Source organism: Rhizobium sp. O111 (genome assembly GCF_055616315.1).
In genome coordinates this window covers 210,281-228,158 of the sequence record NZ_JBSHXL010000004.1, presented here as the reverse complement: position 1 = coordinate 228,158, position 17,878 = coordinate 210,281, and the positions used below count along the sequence as shown (strand labels likewise).

Below are 17,878 nucleotides of genomic sequence, written 5' to 3'. Positions count from 1 at the left end.
CGTCGAAAGAACAAGGCGAAATGTAAGATGCGAAAGAGAGGTGACGAAGCGGGTGCGGCTAAAGCGTTCGAGATCCGGTTCGAAGCAAGTGTCCCCGTCTTAGTTCAACTGACGATAAAGGCGACCGATATCATCCGCCGTCGAAGTAGGTCGTAAGCTTCTCCATCTGTCCATTGACCAGCATGACGAATGCACGAACCAGCGCCTTGTTCGGTTCGTTGATCGAGATGAAAAGCTACGGTCGACCCATCGATCATTGTGTCACCGCTGGCGTTAGGGACAGTCGGCGTGTCCTGCAGCCAGTTGAGCGCGGTATACGCTGGGTGTGCAGCCCTTGGCCGCAGTGAACATGGTGATGAAGGCCGACGGCGTACGGTAACCCAGAGCCTCTGATATTACGCGAACCGAACGGCCTTCTGACAGCATAGCAACAGCGCGTGACAGCCGCAGTTGCTGCCGCCAATCCTGAAACGTCATGCCCAGATCACGAAGGCATCTGCGCGCCAGGGTCCGCTCGGTGGCATTCACATGGCGCGCCCAGTCGGAAAGCGACCTCCTGTCGCCGGGATCGCAGATCAGGGCTTCGAGGACCAGCGACAGGAAACGATCTTCTGACAACGGAAGGAAATCGTCGCTTGCAGTCCCTTCACTCAACTGGTCGAGCAGCACGCGAAGGAGGCGCTCGTTCTGGGGCCTTCCAACATCAAAGCCTCCTCGCCTGCGCAATTCCTGGAATATAGCGTCGGCAATCGGACTGACCGAGATAGCCGTGGCAACTGTTGGCAGATTTTCACATAAGCTAGGGTCGACATCGATGAGGGCATAGGATGTTCCGGGCACGGCCCAGGCAAGATGCTCCGTCGCCTTGGGCAACCACAAACCGTAGTCAGGCGGCGCGGCGTATCTCCTTCCCTCCACCTTCAGCTCGATTGCTCCGGCATAGGCATACACGAACTGGCCCCATGGATGGCGCTCCATTGCGAAGGTCGTGACTTCGGATATTTCGACAAGCCTGGCGACGACGTCGCCCAGATCCAGGTCGGCACATTTGCAAAGTGAACGGGTCATAGCGCTTTTGTCCGATTGCAATGATCCAGTGTCCGGATTTCGATATCCGCTTTGCACTATAGACCATTGTGAAACTGCGCGACAGGAGGATTACATGTCTGCTTTGCATGCCCTTGAACAGGTTCCACGCCTCGATCTGCGGGGCTTCGTTTCTCCGGTCCAATATCTGGAGCGATTTAGTGCCGCCATCGGCGCCGAGGTCTGGTGCAAGCGCGATGACATCGGCTCAGTCGGGCTTGCCGGAAACAAGGTTCGTAAACTCGAAGTCGAACTGGCCCACGCGCTCTCTCAGGGGGCGACACATCTCGTGGCCGAAGGCTCACGTCTTTCCAACGCAACCCGCGCTGTGGCGGCGGCGAGCGCCGCGCTCGGGCTGAAATGCACCTTGGTGCTTTGCCATGACGATCCCAAACAACCCGTCGGCAACCTCATGCTCGACGGATTGTTGGGCGCCGAGCTCAGGTTCGTTGGAGATATCGATTGGCATGAACTCTCCAGGAGGGCGGCTGGCGTCGTCGAGGAGTTGGAGCGTTCTGGTGAGCGCGTCTACCGGTTACCGATAGGATGTGCGTCGGAGCGAAGCTGCCTCGGCTTTGCCATCGGATTCAACGAGCTCCGCGACCAGATGATCAAAGCCGGACGCCCGGCCGGAACCATCGTGCATGCCAGTTCGTCGGGGGGCACCCATGCGGGCCTGGTCCTTGGCAATGCGCTTCATGGATCTGAGTGGAATATTCGCGGGATCGTCGTCGCAGGGGAGGTTTACCCTGACGTCGTTGGGCAATATCTTGCTTTTGCGCGCGGCGGAGCAGACCTTATTGGCGCCCATTACGAACTTCGGCGAGAGGATATCAAGCTCACAGAGAAATATCTTGGTGAAGGGTACGGCCGTCCGTCGCCCCGTGTCTACGACGCGATCGATCTATTAGCAACCACAGAAGGGATACTCACCGACCCGGTTTACAGTGGGAAGGCGATTGCCGCCATCGTGGATCTTGCGTCGAGAAACGAACTGAAGGGGCCGATCGTGTTCTGGCATACCGGCGGATACCATGCGCTGTTCGATCCACATTACGCGAGGAATGTTTGGTCATCGGTCAATCGGTTGGCGCAGATAGAGTTGTAGCGCCGGGATAGCAGTCTGCGCCCTTTGCGCAGACTGCTCCTCTATAGCCCGAAATATGAGATCATCAGATCGATCTGAGCGTCCAGCATCCCCGCGCCGTATCGAACGTCGCACCCTGCGGAGACGGCCGCCTTCAGCAACGGGGTCTCTCTCGGTTTCATAACGATGTCGGCCACGATCATTCCAGGCCGAAGCAGGTCGGTATCCAGTGGAAGCGGATCAGTCTCAGGATGGAGGCCGCAGGGCGTTGCATTTACGACCAGATCGGCATCGGATAAAGCGTTGCCCGAGACCGCAACATCCAGATCTCCATATCGCCTGCTGATATCATCCACCAATGCCGCTGCTCTATCCCCGTTTACGTCTGTAATCCTCAATGAGGCACAACCGCTACCGGCAAGTGCGAATGAGATTGCCTTCCCGGCGCCTCCGGCGCCGATAACCAGGGTTTTGCGTCCCTTCGCGTCGTGGCCGCCATTCAACATGCCGCCAAGGAAACCGTCACCATCAAGGTTGGTCGCGACCATTTTTCCCGCGCCGGTCCGGCGCACGACATTCACAGCGCCAAGCGGGCGCGCCATCTCATCGACTTCGTCGGAAAGTTCGTATGCAAGCTCCTTGAAGGGAACGCTGACGACGATCCCACCCAGATTCTGAGTGCGCCTTATCGCCTCCCAACCGGTCTTGAAGTCCTCGGGTGTAAAATGGACTGGGACCATAATGGCGTCGATCCCTCGCGCTTCGAATACCGGATTGATAATCTCCGGTGTCCGGACGTGGTGGATCGGATGAGCGATCATGTAGAAAGTCTTCGTGCTGCCAGAGATCATTTTCGGCCTTCCCGATCTATCGACTTCCCCGCTACCCGCCTTGTTGGGCAATTGCTGCACTAACAGTTCACTGATCACCGGAAGCCCCAACAGCCCCATGGTCGTAAGCGATCAGTAGATCCTTCGCATCGATCTGGTCGCCCGGGCGCACGAGAACTTCCGCGATCTTGCCATCCCGCTCGGCGTGAAGCGCCGTTTCCATCTTCATCGCCTCGATGGAGAGCAACACATCGCCAGCCTTGACCTCCTGGCCTTGATTGACGAAGACGCGGCTGATGACACCCGGCATAGGTGCCCCGACATGCGACGCGTTGCCAGGTTCGGCCTTGCGGCGCACGGCAGAGCCGGAAGCACCATGCGTCCGATCCGGCACCTTGATACGGCGCGGCTGACCATTGATTTCGAAAAACACCGTCACCATGCCCTTGTCGTCAACGCCGGACGAAGCCTGATTGACGATGACCAGCGTCTTGCCGCGCTCGATATCGGCAAACAGTTCCTCGCCATCCTCCATTCCGTAGAAATAGGCATGGGTGGGAAGCACCGAGACCGGACCATAGGTTTCGGCGGTGAGCGCGAAATCCGTGAATACCTTCGGATACATCAGATAGGACGCGAACTCGAAATCATCGACCTTGCGCTCCAGCTTGGTCTCGATGGTCTTCCGTTCGGCATCGAGATCGGCATCCGCCAATAGTGAACCCGGACGAACGGTATAGGGCGCTTCGCCCTTCAACGCTTTTTTCTGCAGGGCTTCCGGCCAACCGCCGGGCGATTGTCCGAGATCGCCCTTCAGCATGGAAACCACGGACTCCGGGAAAGAGACCTCGCGCTCGGGATTCCGTACGTCGGCCACTGTCAGGTCCTGGCTGACGATCATCAGCGCCATGTCACCGACGACTTTCGAAGACGGCGTCACCTTGACGATATCGCCGAACATCCTGTTGGCATCGGCATAAGCCTGCGCCACTTCGTGCCAACGGCTTTCGAGACCCAGCGAACGCGCCTGCTCCTTGAGGTTGGTGAACTGACCACCCGGCATTTCGTGCAGATAGACTTCGGACGCCGGCCCCTTGAGATCGCTTTCGAAAGCCGCATACTGGTTGCGCACGGCCTCCCAATAGAAGGAAATGCGGCGAATCCATTCGGTATCAAGGCCCGTATCGCGTTCCGACCCGGCAAGCGCTTCCACGATCGAACCAAGGCACGGCTGCGACGTATTGCCAGAGAAGGCGTCCATCGCGGCATCGACCGCGTCGACGCCCGCATCCACGGCGGCAAGAACCGTCGCTGCCGCAATTCCTGACGTATCATGGGTGTGGAAATGGATCGGCAGACCCGTTTCTTCCCGCAGCGCCTTGAACAGAACCTTGGCGGCAGCCGGTTTCAGCAGGCCCGCCATATCCTTGACGGCAATAATATGCGCGCCCGCGCGTTCCAGTTCCTGGGCGAGATTGGTGTAATATTTCAGGTCGTATTTCGGACGCGCCGAATTGAGGATGTCTCCGGTGTAGCAGATGGCCGCTTCACAGAGCTTGTTTTCCTCCGAGATGGCATCCATCGAGACCCGCATATTCTCCACCCAGTTCAGGCAATCGAAGACACGGAAAAGATCAATGCCGCCCTTTGCGGCCTGACGGACAAAATACTTCACGACGTTATCCGGGTAGTTCTTGTACCCGACGCCGTTTGCCCCGCGCAGAAGCATCTGCAGCAGCAGGTTGGGAGCACCTTCGCGGATCAGCGCCAGACGCTCCCACGGGTCTTCTGTCAGGAAGCGCATGGAAACGTCGAATGTCGCACCGCCCCAGCACTCCAGCGACAGAAGCTGTGGCAGCGCCTTGGGATAGGCGCTGGCGACGCGGACGATATCATGGGTGCGGACGCGGGTCGCAAGCAGCGACTGATGTCCGTCGCGCATCGTCGTGTCCGTGACGAGTACCCGCTTTTCGTTGCGCATCCAGTCTGCGAAACCCTTCGGGCCGAGCTTGTCCAGCAACTGCTTGGTGCCGTCGGGCGTCGGCGCATCGATATAGGGCACGATGGGCTTTGCCGCCTTGTCCGAGGGCCTTGCGCGTCCCTTGGTTTCCGGGTGGCCGTTCACGGTCACATAGGCGAGATAGGTCAAAAGCTTGGTAGCGCGGTCCTGCCGTTTGACCTGGGCGAAAAGCTCGGGCGTCGAATCGATGAAGCGCGTCGTATAGGTATTGTTGCGGAAACTGTCATGGCCGATGATGGCCTCTAGGAATGTGAGGTTGGTCGCCACCCCGCGGATACGGAATTCGCGCAAAGCGCGATCCATACGGTTGATCGCCTCGTCAGGCCGCGGCGCCCAGGCCGTCACCTTCACAAGCAACGGATCGTAGTAGCGGGTGATGACAGCGCCAGTATAGGACGTGCCGCCATCCAGACGGATACCGAAGCCTGAAGCGGAGCGATAAGCGGTGATACGGCCATAATCCGGAATGAAGTTGTGTTCCGGGTCTTCCGTCGTAATGCGGCACTGGAGGGCGTGGCCATTCAGGCGGATATCCTCCTGCCTCGGCACCCCGGATTCCTGCGTGCCGATGGCCGCGCCTTCCAGAATGTGAATCTGCGCCTTGACGATATCGATACCGGTGACGACTTCCGTAACGGTATGTTCCACCTGAATGCGCGGATTGACCTCGATGAAGTAGAATTTGCCGGTATCGGCATCCATCAGATATTCGACCGTGCCCGCACCGATATAATTCGTGGCACCCGCAATCTTCAGGGAGTAGGAGGCGAGCTCCTGACGCTGTGCTTCGCTCAGATAGGGCGCGGGCGCACGCTCGACGACCTTTTGATTACGCCGCTGGATCGAACAATCACGCTCGAACAGATGCACGACATTGCCGTGCGTGTCGCCGAGAATCTGGCTTTCGACGTGACGCGCACGCTCGACCAGCTTTTCGAGATAGACTTCGTCCTTGCCGAAGGCGGCCTTGGCCTCGCGCTTGGCTTCCGTCACCTCGCGGGCTAGGTCTTCCTTTTTACGGATGGCGCGCATGCCACGGCCACCACCGCCCCAGGAGGCCTTGAGCATGACGGGATAACCGATCTCCTCCGCCATACGCTCCACTTCCGCCATGTCGCCCGGTAGTGGGTCGGTGGCGGGAACAACAGGAACGCCAACCGAAATCGCGAGATTGCGCGCTGCAACCTTGTTGCCGAGCTGGCGCATCGTATCCGCCGTCGGTCCGATGAAGGTGATGCCCGCCTTGTTGCAGGCCTCCACGAATTCGGGGCTTTCAGACAGAAGACCGTAACCGGGATGAATCGCGTCCGCTCCGGAGAGCTTCGCAACGCGGATAACCTCCTCGATCGAAAGATAGCTCTCGATCGGTCCCATATCCTTGGCGAGATGCGGCCCCCTGCCGACCTGATAGGACTCGTCCGCTTTGAAGCGGTGCAAAGACAGCTTGTCCTCTTCCGCCCAAATCGCAACGGTTTTTATCCCGAGCTCGTTGGCTGCCCGGAAAACGCGGATCGCAATTTCGGATCGGTTGGCAACAAGTATTTTTGTGATTGGCATGACGTCTCCTTGGAGGAACTCGTTGCCCGAAACGCATGTCACACCCCTCTCAACCTGCGCGGCCTCAGAGGTGATATCCGCAGGCTCCAATTCTTCAGTGGAGTAGATTGCGGCAAGTACACCTTTCATCTCGCGAAAGGCAAAGGAGTTCGCTCGTTGATACCTTTACCGGCTACTTTTCGAGTGTCGGGTCTTCCGCAAACACGCCGCCAACGGACCAGTTCTTGCGCTCAACGTCCATGAACACGATCTGGACATCGTCCGGTCCGCATTTGGCGATGCGGGCCAATTCCCGGGTAAACACCGAGGCAACTTCCTTCTTTTGCTCCTGGCTGCGGCCAGAAAGCCAATCGACACGTATGACGGGCATTTGCTTCTCCTTAAATCTACGATCCTGCAGCGAGACCGGTTCAGATACCGATAGCCTGATAAGCGTCGGCGATCTTCCTGATGGCGATGACATAAGCTGCCGTTCGGAAAGTCTTGATTTCCGCAGATGAGCGCTTCACCTCGGCAATCTTCTGGTAGGCGTTGCGCATCACGTCCTCCAGCCCCGACCTGACCAGATCGATTTCCGCGCCGCCCTCCAGGAATTCGTCGCGGATGTCGCTCGGAAATGACCGCTCAGTCATCGCTTCGAGAGCGTGTGTGATATGGAGATTCCTGCGCTCACGGCGCCGGCGCTCCATCAGCCCGAAAGGGATGTGTGTAATGTTTTTGACCCATTCGAAGTAGCTCACCGCTACACCGCCGGCATTCACGAAGAGGTCGGGCAGAACGACCACGCCGCGATCGGACAACTGTCGCTCAGCCTCGAAGCTGATGGGTCCATTTGCTGCTTCAGCGATGAACTTTGCTCGAATGCGGCCGACGTTTTCAAGCGTGATGGCGTTTTCCATAGCCGCTGGAATGAGGATGTCGCACGGAAGTTCGAGACCTGCGGCCCGGTCGGTATAGCTCTGCGCCCCCGGAAATCCAAGGATAGTCCCATGTTCACCGTGGAAGCGTTTGAGCTCTTCTATGGCCAGCCCGTCGGCATTGGTGACGTATCCATCGCGCTCAACGACCGCGATGATCCTGGCACCATCGTCTTCACTCAGGAATTTGGCTGCGTGGTACCCGACGTTGCCAAATCCCTGGACGACAACGGACATGGTCCGCAAATCCCGGCGCCCGTCTATGCCGTTTTCCTGGGCGTCGCGCAGGTAACTTTGGATAGCGTATTGAACCCCCCTGCCCGTCGCTTCGGTTCTTCCTGCGATCCCGCCACTGGCCAGTGGCTTGCCGGTAACGCAGGCGTTGGCATTCATGATGTCGGATGGACCAGTGCGCTTGTATTCATCCGCCATCCAGGCCATGGTCTGTTCACTTGTGCCCATGTCTGGCGCGGGGACGTTTCGGCCCGGGCATATGAGATTGCGCTTAGCGAGTTCCTGGGTAAATCGGCGCGTGATACGCTCCAGCTCATGGGCATCCCATTCGGTGGGATCAATTTTGAGCGCACCTTTCGACCCTCCGAACGGTACGTCGACGACCGCGCACTTCAGGCTCATGAGCGCAGCGAGCGCCTCGACTTCTTCCTGATCGGAGTGGATCGAGTATCGAATTCCGCCTTTTGCCGGCTCGACATGCTCACTGTGCACCGAGCGCCAGCCGGTAAAGCTAAACATTCTGCCGCGCAACCGGACGCCGAAACGGACTGTGTAGGTCGAGTTGCAAGCCTTGATCCGCTCGGCAAGCCCCTCGGTAAGGGACAGATGCGTCATAGCATTATCGATATAGGCCTCAACGCTCTGAAGAAATGGCGCGTCGATTTGATCGGGCTGAGGGATGGTTGCAGTATCCAATTGTACGGTCCTCGAGGTTGGGGTCGCGGAGCTGGCCAGGGACAAGCCCTTCCGCTCTGTTGAATTGCACGCGGGTTCGATCAGGTCGCCAGCCTCTGGCACCATAGGGAAAGAAGCGGCTGCGACGCGCACCGCATCGCAAACTCACGACCTGCGGCGCAGACAATCGGGGAACCGATCTGGTGGCTCTTCCACTCACCGCTGATCGATTTGTACTCTCCAGGCGAAAGAGGAAACATCACCCGCGGCAAGCGCAGGACGTAGTCCGGAAAGCGGGTGTATGGCGCCATGATTGTGATGCCCAGCAACACCTTGTCGCTACTATCTGTCTTGGGCGCCCCCAAAACGGCATGAGCGTGGTTTCGCTCGAAATTGAGGCTGGCAAACGGACCGCTCTTTGCCGAATACCAGACGAGGCCATCTTCAAGTTCATCCAGCGCTGCCGCCAGGAACTGAGAGTTCGGGCCTTCGTTAGCCAAACTGTTCAACGCGGTGTTAAATTCGCCGCGGAGCCGAAACTCGGGCTGCAAGCGTGGTCCGGACACGCTGCGAACGCCACTGGCCTGAAGAAGATTGAGCATCTTGCAGGCTGGCAAAGTGCCGGGTACGTCGGGATTTTGACCGAGAACACTGTTCTCCATGGCCCTGATGACATGTTTGAGAGCCTTGGGCCGCTTGCCCCGGGAACCTTCCTCAATATGTATCTCCGATATGGATGGACCGAAGAAATGATCCGTGCTGGTCGCTTGAACCGGGTCGGCCAACGAAAGCATGCGCGTTCCTCATCATGGCTTGTACATCGAGCGGCAGACCGGGCCCCGGACAGCGGATGCAAGGGCTGCACCGGGCGAACCTACGGACCCATCCGTTTGCCGGCCGCGTCGCCAGAAACGACGCGGCCGGCGCCTGATCAAGCGAGGGCGGGCTTGTCCCAGAGATTGAGGGACTGGCCGATGCCGTTCTTCTTGGCGTTCTCATACATTTCGAAGCCCCAGCTGATGTCGAAGACAGCCATGCCGCAAGCGATGAAGATGACCCGATCCTTGGCGCTTTCGCGGCCCGGCTTCTTGCCGTTGACCACGTCGCCAAGGCCGGTCGAGTCTTTGAGAGCCGGCAACTTGCCAGCGTCGATGAGACGGAAGAACGGACCGCCAATCACGCCGCCGTAGTAGGCATCCTTGTTGCCCGAGGCGATAGCGTCCTCGACATAGGCTTCCTGAAGCGGCGTGTGATCGTAGACGATCGTCGCCCCAGTGAGGAAGGACTCGTCCGTGTTGAACGGACCGGAAACGAGGATGGTCGCGCCTTCCTTGATCCACTCGTCCTTGAAGTAGAGCGGCTTGAGGCGCGAAGCCGCCACGGTGATGACGTCGATGTTGCGGAAGCCTGCCTCGGCCTCGTCGACGCCGACGGCCTTGACCTTGTAGGTCTCCGCGACCCAGCGCGCGAGTTCATTTGCCTTGTCCAGGAACACGTCGAAGCAGACGACTTTCTCGACGGCGGGAAGCTGGGTCATGATGGCGGTGAAGCAGGCCTTGTTGATCGGACCGCAACCGACAATGGAGACGATCTTAGCATCCTTGTTGGCGAGGTGCTTTGCCGCGACGCCCGGTACGGCGCCTGTGCGCGCGGCGCTGAGCAGGTTCGCTGACATCAGCGCCATCGGCGCGCCGGTTTCCTTGTCGTTCAGCATCATCGTTAGGATCGAGCGCGGAAGGCCCTTCTGGGTATTGGCATGGTTCGAGCCGTACCACTTGTTGCCGCAGACGTCGAAGCGGCCGCCGAGATAACCGGGCATGGCGGCGAAACGCCGGTCCGGGCCGGCGACGGGCATGTTCGGGAACTTCGTTTCCTTCGGAAAGACGATGTTGAGGCCATGGCTGTTGTGGTTGGCACCGCCCATGAGGTAGTCGCCCTCGCCCAGCAGGCTGAAAGTCTCCTCGCAGATTTCCACGCAACGCTTTGCGTCGTTGACACCGGCGGCGATCATGTCGGGTTCGGAAAGGTAGAGAAAGTCGATTTTCGTGGTCATAATGGAGCTCCCTATGGATGAAGGTTCGATCGGCTGATTTCTTGATCGTCAGAATTTTAGGAGAGGCTTGATGTCGTAAAGGCGGCATCCGGCGCTGCGGGCATTGGCACGCATCAGGAAGTTCAGCTTTTCGATGCGCTCGCCGGAACGAGGCGCGCCGTTCTTCTGAAACGGAACCTGAAGTCCGACCGAGAAATCCATCACGACATCGTCAACGACACCGCCGGAGCGCCCTGAGGGGACGGAAATTATGCCATGTTCGCTCGCGTAGCGGTGAGCGTCCATCGCTTCTGTGATCGTGCCGACCTGATTGGGCTTCAGGATAAAGCCGCCGACAGCTTTGGTTTCGAAAGCGCGCTTGAGGTATTGGAGCTTGGTTACCGTTAGGTCGTCACCAAGGATGATCGTCCGGTCAATCTCGCGGTTTGCTTTAACATAGCCATCCCAGTCGTTCTCATCGAGGAGGTCCTCGATAAAAACGAAGTCGTATTTTTCCGTCAGGCGCTTGGCGTAAGCGATCAGCTCGTCACTGGTCACGCGTTGCCCTTTCAGAAGATACGTACGGCTCTCAGCGTCGAAAAACTCGCTCGACGCGCAATCGAGAGCGAAAGCGATGCGCCCGGTGTAGCCGCAGGCGTCGATAGCCTGCTGCATGAGATCGAGAAGCACTTCCGGATCGTCCGAGGGCGCTGCGTAACCGTAAGAGCTAGCGACCTGCGGTTTGTGGCCGAGGTGTCTGGTGAGCACGTGCGAGAGCTCCTGGAAAACGGTAACCGCCATCTCGATCGAAACGTCGATACTGTCCGTACCGTAGGGAACGATCAGGAACTCGTTGAAGGACTGGATGAAACCGTCGTATTTTCCGCCATTGATGACGTTGAAGCAGGGAACAGGCACAGTCTTGATCGTACCGCCCGCAATGTGGTCATAGAGCGGAATGCGCAGCGCATCGGCCGCAGCACGGAAAGCCGCGATCGATACCGAATATATCGTGTTGCCGCCAAGGCTCCCCTTATCTGGCGTACCGTCGATCGCGATCATCTTCTCGTCAATGGCGCGCTGATCGAAGACGTCCATCCCGATGAGCGCTGGTGCGATGATCGTCTCGACCTTCTGGACCGCCTTGTGAACACTAAGGCCGCCATAGGTCGACTTGTCGCCGTCGCGCAGCACGAAGGCTTCGTGCATGCCGACCGAGCTCCCGGTCGGAGCCGCGCCGCGGCCGACAGCACCGCTTTCGGTGCGGATTTCCACCTCTACCGCTGGGCGGCATTTGCAGTCGATGATCTGCTGGGCGAAGATTGAGGCAATCCTGTCTTCCATGTTACTGGCCCTCCTTCAGGGCTGGTACGTAAAGAATGTTGAGGTCGCACAGGTTGGTGCCGGTGTTGCCGGTGAAGACAGCGGAGCCGATAGCGTCGAGCGCCTCGAAACAACTGTGCTCGCGCAGCGTCTGATGGAGATTGATGCCCTTTCCCGCAGCAGCCGCCAGACTGGCGGAATCGGTGATGCCGCCGGCCACCTTGGCCGTCCCGTCGGTTCCTTCGCTGTCAATCGACAGAAGGCACGCGCCCTTTGTTTTCGCGGCGGTGATCGCAAAGCTGATCGTCATCTCCTGGCCCGGTCCGCCGTGCCCGCGGATGACGCTGTTGTCGAGAATCTGAGTCGTGACCTCGCCAGAACTGAGCAGCACGCACGGCGCCTTGACCGGGTTGCCGTAAGTCTGGATCTCACGCGCCATCGAAGCGAAGAACGTGCCTGCGTCCTTGCTTTCACCTTCCAGGAAAGAAGAGACGATAATGGCAGGAATACCCATCTCCTCACAGATTTCCTTGGCGGAGATGCAGGAATCCGGCAGGGTGTTGAGCAAGAAATAGGTGTTGTTCGGAAAGGCCTTCGGCGTTTCCTTGTCCGGCCCGGCATTCATCAGGTAGTCGACGACGCTCTTTGGCAGGCGGTCGGCCACGTCATAATTGACGATGGTAGCGCGCGCATCATCCAGTGTCGTCGCATCGGGCCCAATGGGCGTGCTTTTATAGGCAGCGTAGGGGACGGCGATGTCACCGGTTGCCGGTGAGCCGACGGCATCGCTGATGCCGAAGCCGATCAGCTCCGCGCCCACGTCCTGAATGCGCTTGGCGAGCATGCCCCCGTTCAGCGCGGATATGTGCCGGCGCACCGCGTTGATTTCGTAGATTCCGGCGCCGGATTTCAGCAGTACGTCGGTCGTGTCGATCTCGTCCTGCAGCGAAATACCGTCGATTGGGCAGGACATCAAAGCGGAACTGCCACCGCTGATGACTCCGATAAAAAGGTCGTCCGGACCCGCCTGGTCGATGATCTCGATCATCTTCCTGGATGCCTGGTAGCCTGCCTCGTTCGGCAGAGGATGGCCGCCAACGTAAACCTCGGTCTTGTTGAAACGATCGGTTTCCTCGTGGATCTTCACGATGGCTATTCCGCGCGTGAGGCGGTCGCCAAGGACGTGATCCACCGCCATGGCCATGTGGTTGCAGGCCTTGCCCGCACCAAAGAGGTAGATGTTGCGCTTCTTCGACAGGTCCCACGACTTCGTGCCGATGTGCAGGATATCGCCCTCAAGTCGCATGATGCTGCGGATGCGCTTGTAGCTATCGAGCCGCTCAAGTGTCCGGTCCGCGATTTCAAGGACAATCTGGCGTGACGCCGCATCCCCGTGAGCGGCAATCTCGTCAGCGTTTCGAATTTTGTTCGCCCTGAACATCCGGACAGCTCCTCCGACTTGTTTTGAATTCGTAATTGCGATCAGGCCTTTTCTTGAGGCCGGCCATTTTCATACGCTCATAAATAGCCTAAAAGGCTATTGTCGACAATAGCCTTTGCGCGGGAATTCGATATAGTTCTCTTGTTCGCCCCTTGGGGGAGCGTTAATGTTGAATTTCAAGCAACTGTGGGCCGACGATGACGCAAATGAAGCTACCAAAAATCGAAAAAATGCCAGCGGACGTGCGAGCGCTTGGCGTATTGAGATCCCAAATCGTGGACGGATCGATCCGACCGGGATCGCGCTTGACAGAGGTCCAGCTTTCGGAGGGCATGGGTCTTTCCCGTGCCACTGTCCGCACGGCGCTGCATCAGCTTGGAAAAGAAGGGCTCGTCAGTCTCGTTCCCTACACGGGTTGGACGGTCGTTGAACTCACCCATCAGGATGTTTGGGAGCTCTACACGCTACGAGGTGCTATCGAACGTCTGGCGGCACAGTTTGCTGCGACCAATGCCGACAATGAGGCGATGTCGCGTATTGAGGCCGCATTTGACCGGCTGAAAAATACAGTGACGGAGAGCTCTGAAACAATTGCTGAGGCCGATTTCGGTTTTCACAAATCGATCATCGACGAGTCCGGGCATAGCCGCCTAAAACAACAATATAAGCTGATAGAGCAGCAAATCCGCGTGTTCATCCGATCAAGCAATCTTCTGATAGAAGATCCCTTGGAGATTATCGTCCAGCATGAACCGATCTGGAATGCTATCCGTGAACGGGATTCGGTTCTTGCTGGGACGTTGGCTGAGCAACACAACATTACAGAAGGTCAAAAGCTCACCGGTTCGTTATCACGTCCCGACGGCGACTGAGAACGCCGCTATTCCCGGACGCGCGGGAGTAGCGGCGCTGCTTAATAGTGATCAGGATTAGAACGGTCGTCTCGTCGGAGCTTCGTTCCCGCTTCGCCCCACCAGGAAATCAAAATCGAGCCCCTTATCAGCCTGCAAGACATGCTCAACAAAGAGGCGCTCGTAACCGCGCTTATGGCTGATGGGCGCAAAGGAGGCTTGCGACCGCCGCAGTTCAAGTTCGTCATCGGTGAGATTGACCGACAATGTGCCCGCCTCGACGTCCAGCGAAATCAGGTCACCATCACGGATCAGAGCCAGCGGACCACCGATCGAGGATTCGGGCGCAACGTGAAGCACGACCGTACCATAAGCCGTGCCACTCATGCGGCCGTCCGAAATCCTGACCATATCGGTGACGCCCTTTTCGAGAATATGCTTGGGCAAACGGATATTTCCAAGTTCCGGCATGCCCGGATAACCTCTGGGGCCAATCCCCTTCAGAACGAGTACGCAGGTCTCGTCGATATTCAGAGACGGATCATCGATGCGCTTGTCGAGATCTTCCACGGATTCGAACACGACGGCACGGCCCGTATGTTTCATCAGGTGCGGACTTGCGGCTGATGGTTTCATCACAGCACCGTTTGGTGCAATGTTGCCCCTGATGATGCGCAGCGCGTTCTGCGGCTTGATCGGTTTGTCGAACGGCGCGATGACGTCGTGGTCAAGGCTTTCGACGCCAGCGAGTTCCTCCCGCAGCGTCGTTCCGCCTGCGGTACGCGCATCAAGGTTGAGCCTCTCCCCAAGCGATGCCATGACGGCCGGCAATCCACCCGCGGAGAAGAATTCCTCGACGAGGTACTTGCCGTTCGGAAGGATGTTGGCAAGAAGCGGGATTGACCGGCTGTTTTCTTCGAAGTCGGCAAGGGTCAGTTCAATCTCCAGGCGCCCCGCCAAAGCCAGCAAATGAATGATTGCATTCGTGCTCCCGCCGAGGGCAGCGTTGACTCGGATTGCATTCTCAAGCGCCGATCGATCGACGATCTTAGAGAACGCCAGATCTTCTCTGACCATCTCGACGATTCGCCGACCAGACAACTGCGCGGAGCCCTTCCGACGCCCATCAACCGCGGGAATGGCAGCAGATCCCGTGAGACTGAGGCCGAGGGCTTCTGCGATACAGCCCATCGTCGTTGCCGTCCCCATCGTGTTACAGGCGCCGTTACTGCGCGACATTCCGTATTCCGACGCAAGGAAAGCGTCCTTCGTCATACGCCCTGCCTTGTATTCGCCGTGCATACGAAAAATGTCGGAACCCGAACCTACCTGCCGCATCCCAACGCGACCGCTCAGCATCGTCCCACCGTGCACGACGATGGTCGGGAGATCGACGCTGGCTGCCCCCATCATGTAGGCGGGCGCCGTATTGTCGCATCCTGTTAGCAAAACCACGCCGTCGAGCGGGTTTGCGCGAAGTGTCGCCTCGAGCTCCATACTCATCATATTGCGGAAAAGCATTCCGCTCGGACGCATGATGGAGTCGCCGATCGACATAGTGGAAAACACAAGCGGGAAGCCGCCAGCTTCGAGCACACCGCGAGCAACCCATTCCGCCAGTTCCGTGAGATGGGCGTTGCAGGGGACCAGATCGGATGCCGAGTTGGCAATGCCGATTACGGGTTTGCCCTCGAACATATCTGGTAGCGCACCACGCGCCTTGAGGTGGGTGCGGTGCTCATACCCGGTATTGTCAATGCGCTTGAACCATGCCTCGCTACGGAGAGGTTTTTTGTCGACGGTCATCATGTTCTCCATTCGAAGCACCCCTCCCCGCCATCTTCGAGAGCGATGGGTTGCATTCACTATTCGTCGGAACGGTATTGGCGAGACGCCGCAGATTGCAGCGCCTCGCCAGACTGTCGCTATTTCTTGATTTCGCCCGCGAGCTTGTCGATGTATCCGCTCGCGATGCGGTCGACTTCGCCGATCGCGGTCTGCTCCTGGATGAAGAAGTTCAGCGACTGGATATCCGAATACGAAGCATCACGACGCAGGCCAAACGCGATGCCCTGCTTCGAGATAGCAGGCTCGGGGTTAAGCGTCACCCAGCGATCCTTGCCCGTCGCTGAAAACAGCGTGTTGCTGTCGCTGTCATCGACGAGGATGTCGCCTCTCCGTGAAGAGAGCGCCAGGCGAGTGGCGTCGATATCGGGCAGGCGCAGGATCGTTGCATTCTTGATCTGGCGCGTAAGTGTTCCGTCGATTGCCGTGCCCGACATGATGATGATCGTCACGCCGGCGACGTCGAGATCTGCGATAGACTTCGGTGCCGTGGAAAACTTCGGATTTGCCTTGTCGTAAACGCCGGAAACTTCGTACTGAACGACCGGCTGACTGAAGGCGATCGCCATAGCCCGCTTGGGATTCTGGTTCAAAGCCATGGACAGGTCCCAGCGATTGGCCTGCAAGCCGGCAACGATGTTGTCCCAGGTCGTGTCGACGATTTCAGCTTTTACGCCAAGGGCGTCCTGAGCAAACTTCTTGCAGAGGTCGACGAATGTACCGCTGTATTCGCCGCTTTGAGGATCGCGAATAACGTGCGGGGGCGCGACTGCCGCGCCGCAACGGAGCGTTCCGCGCTTCTGGATTTCCTGCCAGTAACCTTCGGCAGACTGGGCATTGGCCTGACCTGCTCCAGCGAGAACTGTTGCGCCGAGGATCAACCCGGTGATGAGCTTCGTAAGTTTCATTTTAACACTCCCAATTGTTGCTGCTGTTCCGTTGATTGCTTTTATTCGCATGCATCTGTTCGGTGGGTTCTGCTGGGTTGGTTTCCTTTCTATCGTGTCCAATCGGCGCTCGGCCTGGCTAAAAGCGATCTTGGCACCGATTGCAATTGTCGACAATAGCCCTTTAGGTGTTGCGGGCAGAATTTTTTCCGTGCAATGCTCTGCACTAGAGACCCGGCCGGCTCCCGTGATGTGTCGGGACGCCGGTTGCTACCTGCTGTGTTAGTCCGCTGGTCGCGCGGCCGCGCTCATATAGGACGTATAGACCAGCCAGCCCGCATCGATCGGCATGGTGATCCCAGTGATGGCGGACGCGGACGGAGAGCACAGGAAGAGGATTGCATCTGCAACCTCCCTCGGCTCGACGAACCGTCGCAGCGCGGACCTGGAAATGACAACAGAGGGGTCGCGTTCGCCGCGATCGATGCGGCTCTTCATCGCTTCGGTCATCGTATATCCAGGCGCTACCGCATTGACACGGACACCCTGCGGACCAAGTTCGGCGGCCATGATTTCGGTCAGCATCTTCAGCGCCGACTTGCTCATGGCATATGCCGGCTGTGGCCAGGGCTGGAAAGTGGTCAGCGAGCAGAGGTTCACAATCGATCCGCCGCCCGATTGCGCCATCTCTTCGCCGAAGGCGCGCGCAGTGAGCATCGTTCCGCGAAGGTTGACGTCGATGATGCGATCGAACTCTTCGACCGGCATCTTCGTCACCTTGGTGGCGTTCTGCAAAATGCCGCCAGAGTTCACAAGTGCCGACACAAGTCCATGCTCTGCATAGACCGCCTCTTTGAATTGCCTCACCGCCTGCTCGTCGGACACATCAAGATGACGGTAGCTGACCGCGGCACCCAATTCGGCAGCGATTGCCTTTCCCCGTTCGTCGTTGATGTCTGCGATAACAACCCGCCAGCCGGCAGACACGAAGCCGCGCACACTGGCCTCGCCAATCCCGCTTGCGCCGCCGGTGACAACCGCGAGCGGCGAAGAGGTTTGTTCATTTGTACTTGCCATTGCTGATCTCCTTAAA

The 17,878-nt window shown here is 58.3% G+C and carries 14 protein-coding genes; 2 read left to right on the top strand and 12 right to left on the bottom strand.

Annotated features, from left to right (window positions below; translation table 11 throughout):
* Positions 1-273 precede the first annotated feature (273 nt).
* Complete coding sequence (locus tag ACVTFQ_RS32565; RefSeq protein ID WP_142859670.1) at positions 274-1,068, bottom strand: helix-turn-helix domain-containing protein; 795 nt, start codon at positions 1,066-1,068, stop codon at positions 274-276.
* A 94-nt stretch (positions 1,069-1,162) separates the two neighbouring features.
* Between ACVTFQ_RS32565 and ACVTFQ_RS32560 the strand changes: the two genes are divergently transcribed.
* Positions 1,163-2,194: a 1-aminocyclopropane-1-carboxylate deaminase/D-cysteine desulfhydrase gene (locus ACVTFQ_RS32560; RefSeq protein WP_142859671.1), complete on the top strand. Its 1,032-nt coding sequence runs from the start codon at positions 1,163-1,165 to the stop codon at positions 2,192-2,194.
* A gap of 41 nt (positions 2,195-2,235) precedes the next feature.
* On the opposite strand, the gene ACVTFQ_RS32555 is transcribed toward ACVTFQ_RS32560, so the two are convergent.
* From ACVTFQ_RS32555 to ACVTFQ_RS32520, 8 genes are all read right to left on the bottom strand, one after another.
* Positions 2,236-3,102, bottom strand: a complete 867-nt coding sequence (locus tag ACVTFQ_RS32555; RefSeq protein ID WP_236774491.1) for a shikimate dehydrogenase family protein — start codon at positions 3,100-3,102, stop codon at positions 2,236-2,238.
* On the bottom strand, positions 3,092-6,580 hold the full coding sequence (gene pyc, locus ACVTFQ_RS32550; RefSeq protein WP_142859673.1) for a pyruvate carboxylase: 3,489 nt from the start codon (positions 6,578-6,580) through the stop codon (positions 3,092-3,094). Before pyc ends, ACVTFQ_RS32555 begins: the two co-directional genes overlap by 11 nt.
* Positions 6,581-6,752: 172 nt before the next feature.
* Positions 6,753-7,043 (bottom strand): tautomerase family protein, encoded by a 291-nt coding sequence (locus ACVTFQ_RS32545; protein ID WP_142859675.1) that lies wholly within the window; start codon positions 7,041-7,043, stop codon positions 6,753-6,755.
* Positions 6,991-8,346, bottom strand: coding sequence for a Glu/Leu/Phe/Val family dehydrogenase (locus tag ACVTFQ_RS32540; RefSeq protein WP_161991868.1), 1,356 nt, complete (start codon positions 8,344-8,346; stop codon positions 6,991-6,993). The genes ACVTFQ_RS32545 and ACVTFQ_RS32540 overlap by 53 nt, the downstream gene beginning before the upstream one ends.
* A gap of 161 nt (positions 8,347-8,507) precedes the next feature.
* Positions 8,508-9,200 (bottom strand): dimethylsulfonioproprionate lyase family protein, encoded by a 693-nt coding sequence (locus ACVTFQ_RS32535; RefSeq protein ID WP_142859677.1) that lies wholly within the window; start codon positions 9,198-9,200, stop codon positions 8,508-8,510.
* A 137-nt stretch (positions 9,201-9,337) separates the two neighbouring features.
* A complete protein-coding gene (locus ACVTFQ_RS32530; RefSeq protein ID WP_269703596.1) occupies positions 9,338-10,459 on the bottom strand; it encodes a tyramine oxidase subunit B in 1,122 nt (373 codons plus the stop codon).
* Positions 10,460-10,507: 48 nt separating this feature from the next.
* On the bottom strand, positions 10,508-11,782 hold the full coding sequence (gene eno / locus ACVTFQ_RS32525; protein WP_142859681.1) for a phosphopyruvate hydratase: 1,275 nt from the start codon (positions 11,780-11,782) through the stop codon (positions 10,508-10,510).
* Position 11,783: 1 nt separating this feature from the next.
* Entirely contained in the window at positions 11,784-13,067 is a 1,284-nt protein-coding gene (locus ACVTFQ_RS32520) for a glycerate kinase type-2 family protein (RefSeq protein ID WP_470424652.1), read from the bottom strand.
* 332 nt (positions 13,068-13,399) lie between these two features.
* Between ACVTFQ_RS32520 and ACVTFQ_RS32515 the strand changes: the two genes are divergently transcribed.
* A complete protein-coding gene (locus ACVTFQ_RS32515) occupies positions 13,400-14,074 on the top strand; it encodes a GntR family transcriptional regulator (protein WP_011982822.1) in 675 nt (224 codons plus the stop codon).
* 57 nt (positions 14,075-14,131) lie between these two features.
* On the opposite strand, the gene ACVTFQ_RS32510 is transcribed toward ACVTFQ_RS32515, so the two are convergent.
* The 3 genes from ACVTFQ_RS32510 to ACVTFQ_RS32500 form a co-directional block, all read right to left on the bottom strand.
* Positions 14,132-15,859: a dihydroxy-acid dehydratase gene (locus tag ACVTFQ_RS32510; RefSeq protein WP_236774501.1), complete on the bottom strand. Its 1,728-nt coding sequence runs from the start codon at positions 15,857-15,859 to the stop codon at positions 14,132-14,134.
* Positions 15,860-15,978: 119 nt separating this feature from the next.
* Complete coding sequence (locus tag ACVTFQ_RS32505) at positions 15,979-16,806, bottom strand: substrate-binding periplasmic protein (protein WP_142859889.1); 828 nt, start codon at positions 16,804-16,806, stop codon at positions 15,979-15,981.
* A gap of 261 nt (positions 16,807-17,067) precedes the next feature.
* The gene (locus tag ACVTFQ_RS32500; RefSeq protein WP_142859687.1) at positions 17,068-17,862 is read right to left on the bottom strand and encodes an SDR family NAD(P)-dependent oxidoreductase; all 795 of its coding nucleotides are present in this window, start codon (positions 17,860-17,862) and stop codon (positions 17,068-17,070) included.
* Positions 17,863-17,878 lie beyond the last annotated feature (16 nt).